A 14,001-nucleotide genomic window follows, 5' to 3' on the forward strand; every position below is an offset into this window, starting at 1 on the left:
GGCAGGCTCACGCGAAGACGATGCTGAGCACCACGAGCACGCCTGCCACTGCCACCGCGACACCGACGGCTGGCCCGAGCAGCGAGCTGGGCAGCGGTCGGCCCACGCGCATCGCACGTTCGGTCTGCGCCCAGTTCACCCACCCGAGCACCGGGGTGAGGACGCCCGCGGCGATCAGCAGCAGCGAGGCCGCCAACCGCAGCCCCGGGTGGAGGTCGAGGCCGAGCAGCTCGAGCGCAATGCCGCTCGCGATGAGGGCGAGCGCTGTGCGCAGCCACGCCAAAAAGGTGCGCTCGTTCGCGAGCGAGAAGCGCGGGTCGGGTTCATCGCCGTGCCGATACACGAATCCCGGAAACCGCTGCATGGCGCGAGTCTACGCTGGAGCCATGACTCGTCCCGCTGACGCGACCTGGCTGCGGCCCCTCGGATCGACCGGCATCACCGTGTCGGCACTCACCCTCGGGGGCGGGCCGCTCGGCAGCATGCCGGCACTGTTCGGCGACACGGTGCCGACCGAGCGTGCGATCGATCTCGTGCACCGCGCGTTCGAGAGCCCGGTGCGAACGATCGACACGTCGAACGGCTACTCCGACGGTGAGAGCGAACGGCGCATCGGCGCGGCGATAGCCGCGGCCGGGGGGCTGCCCGACGGGGTGAACATCATCACGAAGGTCGATCCGCGGGACGGGGACTTCTCCGGTGACCGGGTGCGCGAATCCGTCCGCGAGAGCAAGGAACGGCTCGGACTCGACCACCTGCCGCTCGTGCACCTGCACGACCCCGAGAACTTCGCGTTCGAGCAGATCTCGGCCCCCGGCGGCGCCGTCGACACGCTCGTCGAGTTGCGCGAGGCGGGCGAGATCGGGGCGATCGGGCTCGCCGGCGGACCGATCCCCGAGATGCGCCGGTACCTCGCGCTCGAGGTCTTCGACGCGGTGCTCGTGCACAACCGGTGGACCCTCGTCGACCGCAGCGCCGGGCCGTTGCGCGCCGACGCCGAAGCCCTCGGCATCCCGTTGATCAACGCGGCAGTGCACGGCAGTGGCATCCTCGCCGATCCGACGATCGACCGGTACGCGTACCGCCCCGCGAATGAGGGCGTGCGCCGCGCGGTCGACGCGATGGTCGAGGTCTGCGCGGCGTTCGACACGACGCTCGCCGTCGCGGCGCTGCAGTTCTCGCTGCGCGACCCCGGCATCGCGACGTCGATCGTCGGCATGAGCAGTCCGGAGCGACTGGATCAGACGCTCCGCGCGGCCGAACAGTCCCTGCCCGACGAGCTGTTCACCGAGCTTGAACGGCACGTGCCCGAGCCGCAGTGGTGGCTCGAACCGACCTCGTGAAGGCGCGATGACCATGGAGGACGGCGTCGACGAGCTGCGCGCACTCCGCGCCCGCGCCTACGGACCCGACGGTGACATCGAAACGGATGCCGAGGCCCTGGCACGGCTGCATCCCCTTGAATCGGAGCGTCGACGTGCCGCGGCGCCGGTCGAGCCGGAGACCCCGGACGCACCGGTCGAGCCGATCATCGAGGCGGTGCCCGCGTCGATCGCCGACCAGCCGTCCGACGCTGTGCCGGAGGCCGCGGCATCCGATGCTGCGAACGTCGACCCCGCCCTGGCGCCGCGGCAACGTCTGCGGCGGCGGACCATCTGGCTGTGGGTCGCGTCGCTCGTCGTCGTCGCGATCATCACGGCGATGGTGACGACCGCGATCACCGCGATCCGCCCGATCTCGGCCGCGACCGGAGCCGTGCAGGTGGCGTCGCTCGACCCCGACCCGACGGTCGAGTTGCCCGATGAGTCATGGTTCCCGAGGCAATCGACGTTCTACTCGTACGAGGGGTACACGATCGCGCACCCGCTGCCGAACACCTGGGGTGAAGGCGATTGCATCATGGTGTTCCGGCTCGACAGTTTCGACGGGGCGGGCGGCTATACGGGGCCGATGCACTATGGGTGCGGCGCCGGCGTCTTCTTCCCGGCGGCGAGATTCGCGATCGACGAGAACGCGCCGGATCAGATACGCGAGACGTACGCCGACGGCACCGCGATCAGCTTCGAACTCGACGGCGAACTGCTCGGCGTCTTCATCGACGAGTCGATGGTGGAGCCGGCCGAGGTCGAGTGATCTCGGCGGTCCCGTTCATCCGCGCCGAACTGCTCGCTGGTCGGGGTTGCGCGCGCACTTCGGCGCGAACGAGTCGGCCACCGGCATCCGCCGAGACCGCTCAAGGGGCGCATCGGGCGCTCTCAGGGCGGTGTGCAACCCTAGAAGGATGGACGACAATACGCGCCTCCGCGATGCGGAGCTTGAACTGCTCGACTCCACCACCCGCCAGGACGGCGACCGCGTCCGGGCACTCCTGCACCCCGAGTTCGTCGAGATCGGCCGCTCGGGGCGGCGTTGGAACCGCGACGAGATCGTAGAGGTGATGGCGTTCGAGCCCGAGCGCGTCACCCCCGAGACCGGTGATTGGGAGTTCGTCGCGCTCAGCGCAGACGTGACCCTCGTCACCTACGTCGTGCACACCTTCGAAGGCGACAGCCGCCACAGCAGCGTGTGGGACACCAGCACCGGCGAGCCCGTGCTGCGCTTCCACCAGGGCACGGTCGTGCCCGCCGCCGTTCCGGTCTGATCCCGCGACACCCGCCGAGAAACCACCTCTCCTCGAGACACCACCCGTGCAGGGACGTCTCGCGGCAGAGGTGGTTTCTCGTTCAGGCCACCGCTCTCGAGATCTCGGATGCCGCAGCTTGCAGTGCGGGAACGGCCCGCGCGACGAGGTCGTCGGTCATGCGCTGCAGCGGACCTGAGACCGAGACGGCGAAGACGCCGCCGTCGGGGAGTGGGATCGGAACGGCGACACAGCGGACGCCGAGTTCCTGCTCCTGCTCGTCCATCGCGTAGCCGCGGGCACGGATGCCGGCGAGTTCGGCGCCCATCGTGGCCCGATCGACGATCGTGTGGGCCGTGCGGGCGGGCAGCCCCGACCCGTCGATGATCGCGGTGACGGCCGCGGCATCCAATGCCGACAGCATCGCCTTGCCGACGCCGGTGCAGTGCAGGTCGACCCGGCGCCCGACCTCGGTGAACAGCCGCATCGCGTGACGTGAGGGCACCTGCGCGACGTATTCGGCCTGCGCGCCGACGAGCATCGCGAGGTTCGCGCTTTCGCCGAGGTCATCGACGAGCTTGGCGAGCGTGGGCCGGACGACGGCGCCGACGACCGGCGCTGCGGCGCTGCCGAGGCGCACCAGGCGTGACCCGAGCCCGTAGCGGCGGTCCTCGAGTCGTCGCACGACGCCGAGGGTCGTGAGCGTTGCCATGAGTCGATGCGTCGTGGATTCGGGCAGGCCGGCGCGGGACGCGATCTGGGTGAGCCCCGCCGAGCCACCGGCGTCGGCGATCGCATCGAGCACCGCGAATGTGCGGGCGACGGATTGGACGGCGCCTTCGGCTGCCATGAATGCCTCGATTCGTGTGCGGCTGCGATCGGGGCTATGATCGCGGTACTTCCACAATGTAGCGGAAAACTTCCGTAATGCGGAATATGCGAGCGAAGGAGTTCACGACATGACCGAACGCATCCAGACGGCGGGCCTCGCCGTCGACGCCGACCTGCACCGCTTCGTCGCCGACGAGATCCTCGCCCCCGCCGGGCTCGACGCCGACACCTTCTGGGGTTCGCTCGCAGCGCTCGTCGCCGACCTGGGACCGCGCGGTCGTGCGCTGCTCGCCGTCCGCGACCGCATGCAGGTGCAGCTCGACGAGTGGTACCGCGAGCAGCCCGGGCAGCCCGCCGACCTCGAGGCGCACAAGGCGTTCCTGCGCGACATCGGGTACCTCGCGCCCGTGCCCGAGGCCTTCCAGATCACGACGACCGGCGTCGATACCGAGATCGCCGAGCAGTCCGGTCCACAGCTCGTCGTCCCGGTCACCAACGCCCGCTTCGCGCTCAACGCCGCGAACGCGCGATGGGGCTCGCTGTACGACGCCGTCTACGGCTCCGACATCGTGCCCGACGAAGGCGAGACCGCCAAGGCCGGCGCCTACAACCCCGCGCGCGGCGCGGCCGTCGTCGCCCTCGGCCGCGAACTGCTCGACCTCGCCGCCCCGCTGAGCGCCGGGTCCCACGCCGACGCGACCGGCTACTCGATCGCCGACGGCGCACTGTCGGTCACCTTCGCCGACGGCTCGACCGCGACCCTCGCAGACCCCGACACGTTCGTCGGGTACACCGGAGCGCCCGATGCCCCGGCATCCGTTCTGCTGCGGCACCACGGGTTGCACATCGACATCCAGTTCGACGGCACGAGCCCGGTCGCCGCGCTGGATGCCGCGGGCATCAGCGACCTCGTGCTGGAGTCCGCCGTGACGACGATCATGGACTTCGAAGACTCCGTCGCCGCCGTCGACGCCGAAGACAAGATCCAGGCCTACCGCGTGTGGCGCGGTCTGCTCGACGGCGGCCTCAGCGAGACGTTCGAGAAGAACGGCCGCGCCTTCACCCGTGCGATGAACCCCGACCGGGTCTACACGGCACCCGACGGTTCGGAGCTCACCCTGCACGGCCGGTCGCTCATGTTCGTGCGGCACGTCGGCATCCACATGTACACCGACGCCGTGCTCGACGCCGACGGGGCCGAGATCCCCGAAGGCTTCCTCGACGCGATGGTCGCGACAGCCGCGGCGATCCCGAGCCTGCAGGGTCGCGGCACCCGCGCCAACTCGCGCACCGGGTCGATCTACGTCGTCAAGCCCAAGCAGCACGGGCCCGACGAGGTCGCGTTCACGGTTGAACTGTTCGGCCGCGTCGAGACGGCCCTCGGGCTGCCGGCGGGCACGATGAAGATCGGCATCATGGACGAGGAGCGACGCACCTCACTCAACCTCGACGCGGCGATCGCCGCGGCATCCGACCGGGTCGTGTTCATCAACACCGGGTTCCTCGACCGCACCGGTGACGAGATCCACACGTCGCTGCGCGCCGGCGCCATCCGCCGCAAGGGCGAGCTGAAGGGGCAGCCCAACATGCTCGCCTACGAAGACCAGAATGTGGATGCCGGCCTGGCCCACGGTTTCGTCGGCACGGCGCAGATCGGCAAGGGCATGTGGGCCATGCCCGACCTCATGAAGGCGATGTACGAGACGAAGGCGGGGCACCCGCGCGCAGGCGCGACGACCGCGTGGGTGCCGTCGCCGACGGCCGCGACGATCCACGCCCTGCACTACCACCAGGTCGACGTCGCAGCCGTGCAGGACGAACTGCGCTCCCGTCCCCGCGCCGACATCGACCGGATCCTGCAGGTGCCGCTCGACCCGACCGCGTCGTGGAGTGCCGAAGAGCGCGCCGCCGAGCTCGACGACAACGTGCAGTCGATCCTCGGCTACGTCGTGCGGTGGGTCGACCAGGGTGTCGGCTGCTCGAAGGTTCCCGATCTGTCGGGTGTCGGCCTCATGGAAGACCGCGCGACGCTGCGGATCTCGAGCCAGCTGCTCGCGAACTGGCTGGCGCACGAGATCATCACCGAGGAGCAGGTCGAAGACGCGCTGCACCGCATCGCCCCGATCGTCGACGGGCAGAACGCGAGCGATGCCGCGTACCGCCCGCTGATCGACGGCGGGGTCGAGTCGCTCGCGTTCCAGGCCGCCCGTGAACTCATCCTCGACGGCGCCGCCCAGCCCAACGGCTACACCGAGTTCATCCTGCACCGCCACCGTCGCGCGCAGAAGGCCGCCGACCGCGCCCTCATCGCCGCCGGCTGACCGGGACGCGTTTCGTCTCGCTGCGCTCGCTCAACGTCCGGTGCACCGTTCCGGTCGTTGAGCGAGGCGCACAGTGCCGAGACGAAACGTGCACGGGCGTACGCTGGACGCGATGACACACAACGTCCGCATCGAGTACTGCACGCAGTGCAACTGGCTGATGCGCGCTGGTTGGGTCGCGCAAGAGCTGCTGAACACGTTTCCGACCGAACTTGCGGGCGGCGGCGTGACCCTCGTGCCGGGTACGGGCGGTGTCTTCCGCATCCACGCCGACGACGAGCAGGTCTGGTCGCGCGCCGACGACGACGGATTCCCCGACATCGTCGACCTGAAGCGTCGGGTGCGAGACCGCATCGCCCCCGACCGGCGACTCGGCCATGCAGATCGCGCCGCCGAACAGGCCGCGCCAGATGCGGGGGAGCAGGCATGACCACGGCTTTTCCGGCACTCACCGAGATGCCCGATCCGCAGTTCATCATGTCTGCAGAAGGGCATCGGCTCGCGACGTACACGTGGGGTGATGAAGACGCACCCGTCGTCGTCACGGTGCACGGGTTCGCGTCGAGCTGCCGCGATAACTGGGTCAGCACCGGCTGGGTGCGTGATCTGACCCGGGCGGGATTCCGGGTACTCGCGCTCGACCAGCGCGGCCACGGCGCCAGCGACAAGCCCCACGACCCCCGTGACTACGCGCTGCGCACGCTCGCGGGTGACGTCGAAGCGGTCATGGACACGTACCTCGTCGACACGGCGTTCTACGTCGGGTACTCGCTCGGCGCCCGCGTCGGCTGGGAGGTCGCGCTCGATCTGCCGGGCCGTGTCGAACGGGTCGTGCTCGGCGGGGTTCCCGACGGCGTGCCACTCGGCCGCCTCGACCTCGCGCAGGCGCGCGCCTACGTCGAAGACGGCATCCCGGTCACCGACCGCGTGACCCAGAACTACATCGCGCTGACCGAACGCGTCGGCGGCAACGACCTGCGCGCGCTCCTCGCGATTGCCGAGGGGATGCGGGCCTCGGGCAACGCCGATCCCGATCCCGCGGTGCGGGCGCCGCAGCAGCCGATCCTGTTCGCCACAGGTTCGCAGGACGCCATCATCGAGGGTTCACGCGCGCTGGCCGCCGCCTGCCCGCAGGGCGAGTTCGTCGAGATTCCCGACCGCCATCACTTCAACGCGCCCGGCTCGCGCGTCTTCCGCGAAGCCGCCCTCGCCTTCCTCACCGCCTGAGCCCGCCCCGCTGCGCGCGCCGCGTCGCCGCGCGCCATGTCACAGATTCGGATCGTGCACGCAGATTCGGATGCCAGGGCCTGCGGCATCCGAATCTGGTGACGATCTCCGAATCTGCGACCGCCCCACCGCCCCTGCGACCGCCCCACCGGCCTGCAGCATCAGGCCGGAACGGCCCGCAGCGTCAAGCTGTGACGACGATCTTGCCGCGCGTGTGGCCCTGCTCGAGCGAGCGGTATGCGGCGACGGCGTCGTCGAGCGGGTAGGTCGCGGCGACTTCGACGCGCAGGTCGCCGGCGGCGACGAGGCGACCGAGCTCGGCGAGCTGTGCGGCATCGGGGCGAACCCACATGGACTGCCCACCGAACTCGGTGGCCGCGCGTCCGTCGGCGATCGAGATCACCGACCCGCCGTCGCGCAGCACGGTGGGTGTGCTGTCGAGCGATGCGCCGCCGGCGAAGTCGAGCACGACGTCGACGCCCTCGGGAGCGAGCTCGCGGACGCGTTCGGCGAGGCCGTCACCGTACGTGACGGGTTCGGCACCCAGCGAGCGCAGGTAGTCGTGGTTGCGTTCGGATGCCGTGCCGATCACACGCGCGCCGCGCAGCTTCGCGAGCTGCACGCCGAACGAGCCGACACCGCCGGCGGCACCGTGCACCAGCACGACGTCGCCGTCGCCGAGGCCCGACCGGTCGACGGCCTGCAGCGCGGTGAGCCCGGCGAGGGGGACGGCGGCCGCGGTCGTCGCGTCGACGCCGTCGGGGATGTGCGCGGCGGTGCGCACCGGCACCGCCATCTTCTCGGCGACCGATCCGCCGCGGACGACATCGGCGCGTGCGTAGGCGAAGACGCGGTCGCCGACGGCGAATTCCGGGGTGTCGAGGCCGACCTTCTCGACGACGCCGGCGACGTCCCACCCGGGAGTCGCGGGCAGGTGCGTGTCGATCAGCCCCTGCAGGTATCCCTCGCGGATCTTGTAGTCGACGGGGTTGAGGCCGGCCGCCTCGACGCGCACGACGATCGTGTCGGGGCCGACGTGCGGGTCGTCGACGTCGGTGAGGGTGAAGCGGTCCGAACCGCCGAACGCTGCATAGGTGAGTGCCTTCATGCCCGGTGCCAACCGCAGACCCACCGGGTCCATTCCCGCACATCGGCGGGTCGCGGACCGTCCCGAGACCGCCACCTCGTGTTCACCCGCGAGTCACCGGGCGGACAAGCCCTCGGGGGAGCATCGGGGCGTGCCGAGCCCTCGAGTGACCGTCGTCCTTCCCGCGAAGGATGCTGCGCCGTTCCTCGACACGACCCTCACGACCCTCGCCCGCCAGTTCGACGACCTGCGCGATGTGAAGCTCGTCGCGATCGACGATGGCTCGCGTGACGGCACGGGCGAGGCGATGCGCCGGCACGCCGCGCACTTGCCGCACGCCGAGGTGATCGTGAACCCGCAGCCGGTGGGACTCGCCAGCGCCCGCAACCAGGGTCTGGCTCGCGTCGACACCGACCTGTACTGCTTTCTCGACGGTGACGACTGGATGGCGCCGCTGCGCCTCCAGACCCTCGCCGACGCGATGGAGCACCTCGGCTGCGACTTCGTGCGTACCGATCACATCACCGTGACCGAGACCCGGCGGCAGCTCGTGCGGGCGCCGTATCCGTGGCGCAACATCGCCTGTCCGCCGCGCGACGGCATCCTTCCGTCGACCGAGGTGACGATGGTCGACTACCCGTATGCCTGGGCGGGCATGATGCACCGCAGGCTCATCGACGATGGCGTGGCCGAGTTTCCTGAGGGGCTGTTCACGGCCGAGGACCGGCCGTGGATCTGGAACCTGCACCTGTCGACGTCGTCGTTCGCTGTCGTCGACGCGCCGGCTCTGCTGTACCGCCGCGGAGTCAGCACGTCGCTCACGCAGGTGCACGACCGGCGGCAGCTCGACTTCGTGCCCGCATTCGCGCAGGCGCTCGAGATCGTGACCGCCGACCGGGATGCCGATCGCTTCCTGCCCAAGCTCGTCACCACGATTCTCGCGGTGTCGGCCCACCACCTGAACCGTTCGATGTCGATGCCCTGGGACGTGCGCCGCGACCTGCGCCGCGGCGTGCGCGATCTGCTGCGCCCGGTGCCGCGGGCGACGCTCGAACTGTGCCTCGACGGCACGTCGCAGCGCCGCCGGCGGCTGCTCGCGCCGTATGTACGCCGGGCGGCATAGACATGGTGCAGCTGTTCGCCGTCGCGACCGCCTACGGGGCGATGACCGCCGCCGCCGCGATCGACTCAGGCATCGTCCCGGACGGGGAGCGGGTGCTGCTGGCCGCAAATGCGACGAGGGTGCCCGAGACCGCAGACGACTACATCGACCTGCCGCAGTTGCGCGCCGTGCACGACCGGTTCGACCGGGTCGAGCGGCTCAACGACCTCGTCGCGCCGATCCTGCCGACGCAGTGGCAGCCGCGGGTCGAAGACATGCCGATGCTCGAGCGGCTGCTGCGCCGGGCGTGGGGCCTGGGTGACGGGCCGGTCGAGCTGTACCTGCAGAACCTGCAGGTGCCACCGGCGCGCACGCTCGCCGCGATCTTCGTCGGGTCGTCGATCACGGTCATCGGTGACGGGCTGATGACCTACTCGCCGATCCGTGCACGCCTCCCGCGCGACATCGCGGGGCGCGTGACCGAGGTCGCCTACGCCGACGTCGTGCCGGGTGTGACGCCCGCGCTGTTCACCGAGGTCGAGGCGACGCGCGTTCCCGTGGCGGCAGACGCCTTCCGCGGTGTGCTCGACGAGGTGTCGGCCGATGTCGACGATCCACAGCTCGAGACGCTCGACGACGGCACCCCCACGGCGCTCGTGCTCGGACAGTACCTGGCAGACCTCGGCATCCTCACCGCCGAGGAGGAGGCCGATCAGCAACGCGAGATGATCGACATCGCGGCACGCTCGGGCGCCGAGCGCATCGTGTTCAAACCGCACCCGGCGGCGCTGCCGTCGTCGCTGGATGCGGTGCGCCGTCACGCGGCGGAGACGGGTCGAACGTTCGTCGTCCACTCGGGTCCGGCGCCGGCCGAGGCGGTGGCGGCACGCCTTCGCGCCCGAGCGGTCGTGGCGGGATTCTCGTCGGCGCTGCCGACGGTGCATGCCCTCTACGGCACGCCCGTCGCGTCGGTCGGCAACGCGATGCTGCTGCACCGGCTGAACCCGTTCGAGAACAGCAACCGGGTACCGGTGACCCTGGTCGACGCGCTCACCCGACCCGATTCGCCGTACACGCAGCCCGATGCGCTGCAGCAACTCGTCGACACCGTCGCGTACTGCATGCAGCCGAAGATCATGCGGCACCTCCGCCCCGCCGCCGAGCGGTTCTTGGCGGCGGCGCCCGCGAGCGAGCGTGAGCGCTACTTCACCGTCGTGCGGCTTACGCAGCTCGGCCTGCCCGGCGGCGCTGGGCGCTCGGGCCTCGTCGGCAGCTACTCGCACTGGGAGCAGAGTCAACTGGCGGCCGCCGGCATCCGCCGCCGGATCGACCGCGCGTGGAAGGTGTTGAAGGGCGCATGAGCGTCGTTGCGATCATCCCGGCGCGCGGGGGCTCGAAGGGGGTGCCGCGGAAGAACGTGCGGCGCGTCGGCGGGGTGCCGCTCATCGCGCGAGCGGTGCATGCGGCGCGCGCCGCGGCGCTCATCGATCTCGTCGCGGTCAGCACGGACGATGCCGAGATCGCCGCGGTCGCACGCGCCGCCGGGGCCGTGATCGTCGACCGGCCCGCCGACCTGTCGGGCGACACGGCCGGGTCCGAGAGCGCCGTGCTGCACGCGCTCGACGCACTCGAGGCCGCCGGCGAGCACATCGAGACGATCGTCTTCGTGCAGGCCACATCGCCGTTCATCGACCCGACCGACCTCGACGAGGCCGTACGGATGCTGCGTGTCGACGGCTACGACAGCGTGTTCGCCGCGTTCGAGACCTACGGCTTCCTGTGGCGGCGCACCGTCGACGGGCACGCCGCCGCGATCAACCACGACGCGACCCATCGGCCGCGGCGCCAGGACCGCGATCCGCATTACCTCGAGACGGGCGCGTTCTACGCGTTCGACGCCGCCGGGTTCCGCCGAGCACGGCACCGCTTCTTCGGGCGCACTGGCATCGTCGTGGTGCCCGAGCGCACCGCGATCGAGATCGACGACGCCGATCAGCTCGCGGTGGCCTCGGCGATCGCGCCGCTCGTCTCACCGGCAGAGGCGATCGGCGTGGATGCCGTGGTCACCGACTTCGACGGGGTGCACACCGACGACTCAGCCATCATCGACGCCGACGGCGGCGAGTCGGTGCGGGTGAGTCGGTCGGACGGCATGGGAGTCGCGCTGCTGCGAAGCGCCGGCATCCCCCTGCTGATCCTCTCGACCGAGGTGCACTCCATCGTCCGCGCGCGGGCCGAGAAGCTGCGGGTGCCCGTGCTGCACGGCATCGACGACAAGGCCGCCGCGCTGCGCGCGTGGGCCGCCGAACACGGCGTCGACCTCGCTCGGACCGCCTACCTCGGCAACGACGTCAACGACCTGCCGGCGATGGAACTGGTCGGCTGGCCGGTCGCCGTCGCCGACGCACGCCCCGAGGTGCGCGCCGCCGCCCGCGTCGTGCTCGACCGCCCCGGCGGCGCCGGCGCCGTGCGCGAACTCGCCGACCGCGTCCTCGCCGCACGCCGCTGACCCTGCACGACGCCGAGTGGCCTCACGGCCGCCCCCTCGGGTTCACCTTCGTGTGCGGCCGCGTTCACACACGCGGCGTACCAATGAAACACGACCTTCGAGAGGAGTCGACATGACCGTCAACATCGGATCGCGCACCATCGGTGCAGGACACCCCACCTATGTGATCGCCGAGATCGGCCTCAACCACAACGGTGACGTCGAGATCGCCAAGCATCTGATCGATGTCGCGGCCCGCGCCGGTGCGGATGCCGTGAAGTTCCAGAAGCGCACCCCCGAGATCGCCACGCCGCCGCACATGCGCGACACGATCCGCGAGACGCCGTGGGGCACCATGACCTACCTCGAGTACCGTCACCGCGTCGAGTTCGGGCGCGACGAGTACGTCGAGATCGGCGACTACGCGACCATGGCGGGGCTCGACTGGTTCGCGTCGCCGTGGGATGTGCCGAGCGTGCAGTTCCTCGAAGACCTCAACGTCGTCGCCCACAAGGTGGCATCGGCTTCGCTGACCGACACCGAGATGCTCACCGCGCTGCGCGAGACGGGCAAGCCGATCATCCTGTCGACCGGCATGTCGACGCTCGAGCAGATCGACCGCGCGGTCGATCTGCTCGGCACCGACAACCTCGTCATCCTGCACGCGACCTCGACGTACCCGATGGAGCCGAACGAGGCGAACCTGCGCGTCATCCCCACGCTGCAGGCCCGATTCCCCTCGGTGCCCGTCGGGTACTCCGGACACGAGCGAGGCCTGCAGATCTCGCTGGCCGCGGTCACCCTCGGCGCGGTCGCGGTGGAGCGTCACATCACGCTCGACCGCACCATGTGGGGTTCGGACCACTCCGCGTCGCTCGAGCCGTCGGGCCTGGAACACCTCGTGCGCGACATCCGCGTCATCGAGGAGGCCCTGGGCGACGGCGTCAAGAAGGTCTTCCCCGGCGAGCTCGCCCCCATGGCGAAGCTCCGCCGCGTGCCGGCATGAGCATCACCGGCGGTCAGCTGCGGGTCGTGGCGATCGCCGATGCCGACTCGTATGTGAAGTGGGCGGGGGCGCTGCTCGATGCCGTCCCCGACATCCGCCGTCAGATGGTGCTCGTGCGCACGCCGTTGACGGTCAGCACCGATCAGGAGCAGTCGGCGCTCGCCGGCACCCGGTTCACGAGCGATGACGTCGCCCGCGTCGACTACACGGCCCTCGCCGGCTGGCTCAGCCACGCGCGCCCCGATGTCGTCGTGATCGCCGGGCGCGGACCGTTCGTGCGGGTCGTGCTGCGCCAGATCGATCGCATCCATCCGCGGCCGGTCGTCGTCACCGGGATGCCGGGCATCTCGATCCCCGCTCAGCGCGGCGCACTGACCTACCGCCGCGAATCCGACCTGTTCGTCATCCACTCGCGCCGTGAGGCGCGCGCGTTCGACGACCTCGCTGGGCGTCTCGGCGTCGATGTGCCGGTCGGGTTGGCGACGCTGCCGTTCGCGCAGCCGGTGACCCCGCACCGCACCGGCACCGACCTCGTGTTCGCCGCACAGGCACTCATCCCCACGACGACCGGTGAGCGGCGCGAGCTCGCCGACATCCTGCGCGCGGCCGCCGAGGCGTCGCCATCGCGGCGGGTCGTTGTGAAGCTGCGGGCGCGTCCCGGCGAGCAGGAGACGCACTTCGAGCGCGACTCGTTCCCCGACCTGCTGCGCGACCGCCCCCGCAACCTCGTCTTCTCGCACCAGCCGATGAGTGCCGCCCTCGGCCGCGCCGAGGGGCTCGTGACGGTGAGTTCGACCGCGGCGATCGAAGCGATCGCGTGCGGGGTGCCGGTGATCGCGCTCGACACCTTCGGGGTCAGCAAAGCGAACCTCAACACGGTCTTCCACGGCAGCGGGCTGTTCGGCGACGCCGACGATGTCATCGCGCGCCGGTTCCGGCATCCGTCGCTCGCATGGATGGACGAGAACTACTTTCACGATCCTGCCGAGTCGACGTGGTGGTCGCAGGTCGAGGATCTCGTCAGCCGTCGCCGCCGCGGCGAACTGCCCGAGCGCCTGCAGCCTCGCCGGCGGGGTGGGGCGTTGCGCGAGGCGTGGGACCGCAAGAGCGTGCTCGGCTACGAAGACCGCACCCTCGCCGGCAGCGTCGCGTACGCGATCGGCGTGCCGGTGCGCGAGGCACTGCTCACGGCCCGCAAGGTCCGCGGCAACCGCGGCCGGGAGTCGTGGTCAGACCCGACGACCGACATCACCATCACCCCCGCACTGCGCCAGGACCCCATGCTGCGCCGCCGCCCCGTGCGCACCTGACGCCGGGCG

14 protein-coding genes are annotated in these 14,001 nt (G+C 70.6%); 11 read left to right on the top strand and 3 right to left on the bottom strand.

Translation table 11 applies throughout. The features are described 5' to 3' along the window. Nucleotides 1-7 precede the first annotated feature (7 nt). Nucleotides 8-364, bottom strand: a complete 357-nt coding sequence (locus ACSF8R_RS12715) for a YidH family protein (protein WP_434812242.1) — start codon at nucleotides 362-364, stop codon at nucleotides 8-10. A 22-nt stretch (nucleotides 365-386) separates the two neighbouring features. Between ACSF8R_RS12715 and ACSF8R_RS12720 the strand changes: the two genes are divergently transcribed. From ACSF8R_RS12720 to ACSF8R_RS12730, 3 genes are all read left to right on the top strand, one after another. Continuing rightward, a complete protein-coding gene (locus ACSF8R_RS12720; RefSeq protein WP_434812243.1) occupies nucleotides 387-1,343 on the top strand; it encodes an aldo/keto reductase in 957 nt (318 codons plus the stop codon). A 7-nt stretch (nucleotides 1,344-1,350) separates the two neighbouring features. Further along, nucleotides 1,351-2,133: a hypothetical protein gene (locus tag ACSF8R_RS12725; RefSeq protein WP_434812244.1), complete on the top strand. Its 783-nt coding sequence runs from the start codon at nucleotides 1,351-1,353 to the stop codon at nucleotides 2,131-2,133. Nucleotides 2,134-2,281: 148 nt separating this feature from the next. Next, nucleotides 2,282-2,641 carry a DUF4440 domain-containing protein gene (locus ACSF8R_RS12730; RefSeq protein ID WP_434812245.1) on the top strand — a complete coding sequence of 120 codons (360 nt, stop codon included), beginning with the start codon at nucleotides 2,282-2,284 and terminating at the stop codon, nucleotides 2,639-2,641. Between the two features lie 82 nt (nucleotides 2,642-2,723). On the opposite strand, the gene ACSF8R_RS12735 is transcribed toward ACSF8R_RS12730, so the two are convergent. Next, nucleotides 2,724-3,470 (bottom strand): IclR family transcriptional regulator, encoded by a 747-nt coding sequence (locus ACSF8R_RS12735; protein WP_434812246.1) that lies wholly within the window; start codon nucleotides 3,468-3,470, stop codon nucleotides 2,724-2,726. A 109-nt stretch (nucleotides 3,471-3,579) separates the two neighbouring features. Between ACSF8R_RS12735 and ACSF8R_RS12740 the strand changes: the two genes are divergently transcribed. The 3 genes from ACSF8R_RS12740 (at nucleotide 3,580) to ACSF8R_RS12750 (ending at nucleotide 6,999) form a co-directional block, all read left to right on the top strand. Further along, nucleotides 3,580-5,772 (top strand): malate synthase G, encoded by a 2,193-nt coding sequence (locus tag ACSF8R_RS12740; protein WP_434812247.1) that lies wholly within the window; start codon nucleotides 3,580-3,582, stop codon nucleotides 5,770-5,772. A 112-nt stretch (nucleotides 5,773-5,884) separates the two neighbouring features. Continuing rightward, complete coding sequence (locus tag ACSF8R_RS12745) at nucleotides 5,885-6,202, top strand: SelT/SelW/SelH family protein (RefSeq protein ID WP_434812248.1); 318 nt, start codon at nucleotides 5,885-5,887, stop codon at nucleotides 6,200-6,202. Next, nucleotides 6,199-6,999: an alpha/beta fold hydrolase gene (locus ACSF8R_RS12750; protein ID WP_434812249.1), complete on the top strand. Its 801-nt coding sequence runs from the start codon at nucleotides 6,199-6,201 to the stop codon at nucleotides 6,997-6,999. Before ACSF8R_RS12745 ends, ACSF8R_RS12750 begins: the two co-directional genes overlap by 4 nt. Before the next feature lie 184 nt (nucleotides 7,000-7,183). Here the strand turns inward: ACSF8R_RS12750 and ACSF8R_RS12755 are convergent, their stop codons facing one another. Beyond that, nucleotides 7,184-8,107, bottom strand: coding sequence for an NADP-dependent oxidoreductase (locus ACSF8R_RS12755; protein ID WP_434812250.1), 924 nt, complete (start codon nucleotides 8,105-8,107; stop codon nucleotides 7,184-7,186). A 130-nt stretch (nucleotides 8,108-8,237) separates the two neighbouring features. Between ACSF8R_RS12755 and ACSF8R_RS12760 the strand changes: the two genes are divergently transcribed. The 5 genes from ACSF8R_RS12760 (at nucleotide 8,238) to ACSF8R_RS12780 (ending at nucleotide 13,992) form a co-directional block, all read left to right on the top strand. Beyond that, entirely contained in the window at nucleotides 8,238-9,209 is a 972-nt protein-coding gene (locus tag ACSF8R_RS12760; RefSeq protein ID WP_434812251.1) for a glycosyltransferase family 2 protein, read from the top strand. A 2-nt stretch (nucleotides 9,210-9,211) separates the two neighbouring features. Continuing rightward, nucleotides 9,212-10,549, top strand: a complete 1,338-nt coding sequence (locus tag ACSF8R_RS12765; protein WP_434812252.1) for a polysialyltransferase family glycosyltransferase — start codon at nucleotides 9,212-9,214, stop codon at nucleotides 10,547-10,549. Continuing rightward, on the top strand, nucleotides 10,546-11,697 hold the full coding sequence (locus ACSF8R_RS12770; protein ID WP_434812253.1) for a cytidylyltransferase domain-containing protein: 1,152 nt from the start codon (nucleotides 10,546-10,548) through the stop codon (nucleotides 11,695-11,697). Before ACSF8R_RS12765 ends, ACSF8R_RS12770 begins: the two co-directional genes overlap by 4 nt. A gap of 112 nt (nucleotides 11,698-11,809) precedes the next feature. Beyond that, on the top strand, nucleotides 11,810-12,682 hold the full coding sequence (locus ACSF8R_RS12775; RefSeq protein WP_434812254.1) for an N-acetylneuraminate synthase family protein: 873 nt from the start codon (nucleotides 11,810-11,812) through the stop codon (nucleotides 12,680-12,682). After that, the gene (locus ACSF8R_RS12780) at nucleotides 12,679-13,992 is read left to right on the top strand and encodes a DUF6716 putative glycosyltransferase (protein WP_434812255.1); all 1,314 of its coding nucleotides are present in this window, start codon (nucleotides 12,679-12,681) and stop codon (nucleotides 13,990-13,992) included. The genes ACSF8R_RS12775 and ACSF8R_RS12780 overlap by 4 nt, the downstream gene beginning before the upstream one ends. The last annotated feature ends 9 nt before the right edge of the window (nucleotides 13,993-14,001 follow it).

Source organism: Microbacterium sp. bgisy189 (genome assembly GCF_965345345.1).
Classification (GTDB): Bacteria; Actinomycetota; Actinomycetes; order Actinomycetales; family Microbacteriaceae; genus Microbacterium.

Coding starts and splice junctions, on each gene's coding strand:
- ACSF8R_RS12715 (WP_434812242.1), bottom strand. CDS start 364: ATGCAGCGGTTTCCGGGATTCGTGTATCGGCACGGCGATGAACCCGAC.
- ACSF8R_RS12720 (WP_434812243.1), top strand. CDS start 387: ATGACTCGTCCCGCTGACGCGACCTGGCTGCGGCCCCTCGGATCGACC.
- ACSF8R_RS12725 (WP_434812244.1), top strand. CDS start 1,351: ATGACCATGGAGGACGGCGTCGACGAGCTGCGCGCACTCCGCGCCCGC.
- ACSF8R_RS12730 (WP_434812245.1), top strand. CDS start 2,282: ATGGACGACAATACGCGCCTCCGCGATGCGGAGCTTGAACTGCTCGAC.
- ACSF8R_RS12735 (WP_434812246.1), bottom strand. CDS start 3,470: ATGGCAGCCGAAGGCGCCGTCCAATCCGTCGCCCGCACATTCGCGGTG.
- ACSF8R_RS12740 (WP_434812247.1), top strand. CDS start 3,580: ATGACCGAACGCATCCAGACGGCGGGCCTCGCCGTCGACGCCGACCTG.
- ACSF8R_RS12745 (WP_434812248.1), top strand. CDS start 5,885: ATGACACACAACGTCCGCATCGAGTACTGCACGCAGTGCAACTGGCTG.
- ACSF8R_RS12750 (WP_434812249.1), top strand. CDS start 6,199: ATGACCACGGCTTTTCCGGCACTCACCGAGATGCCCGATCCGCAGTTC.
- ACSF8R_RS12755 (WP_434812250.1), bottom strand. CDS start 8,107: ATGAAGGCACTCACCTATGCAGCGTTCGGCGGTTCGGACCGCTTCACC.
- ACSF8R_RS12765 (WP_434812252.1), top strand. CDS start 9,212: ATGGTGCAGCTGTTCGCCGTCGCGACCGCCTACGGGGCGATGACCGCC.
- ACSF8R_RS12770 (WP_434812253.1), top strand. CDS start 10,546: ATGAGCGTCGTTGCGATCATCCCGGCGCGCGGGGGCTCGAAGGGGGTG.
- ACSF8R_RS12775 (WP_434812254.1), top strand. CDS start 11,810: ATGACCGTCAACATCGGATCGCGCACCATCGGTGCAGGACACCCCACC.
- ACSF8R_RS12780 (WP_434812255.1), top strand. CDS start 12,679: ATGAGCATCACCGGCGGTCAGCTGCGGGTCGTGGCGATCGCCGATGCC.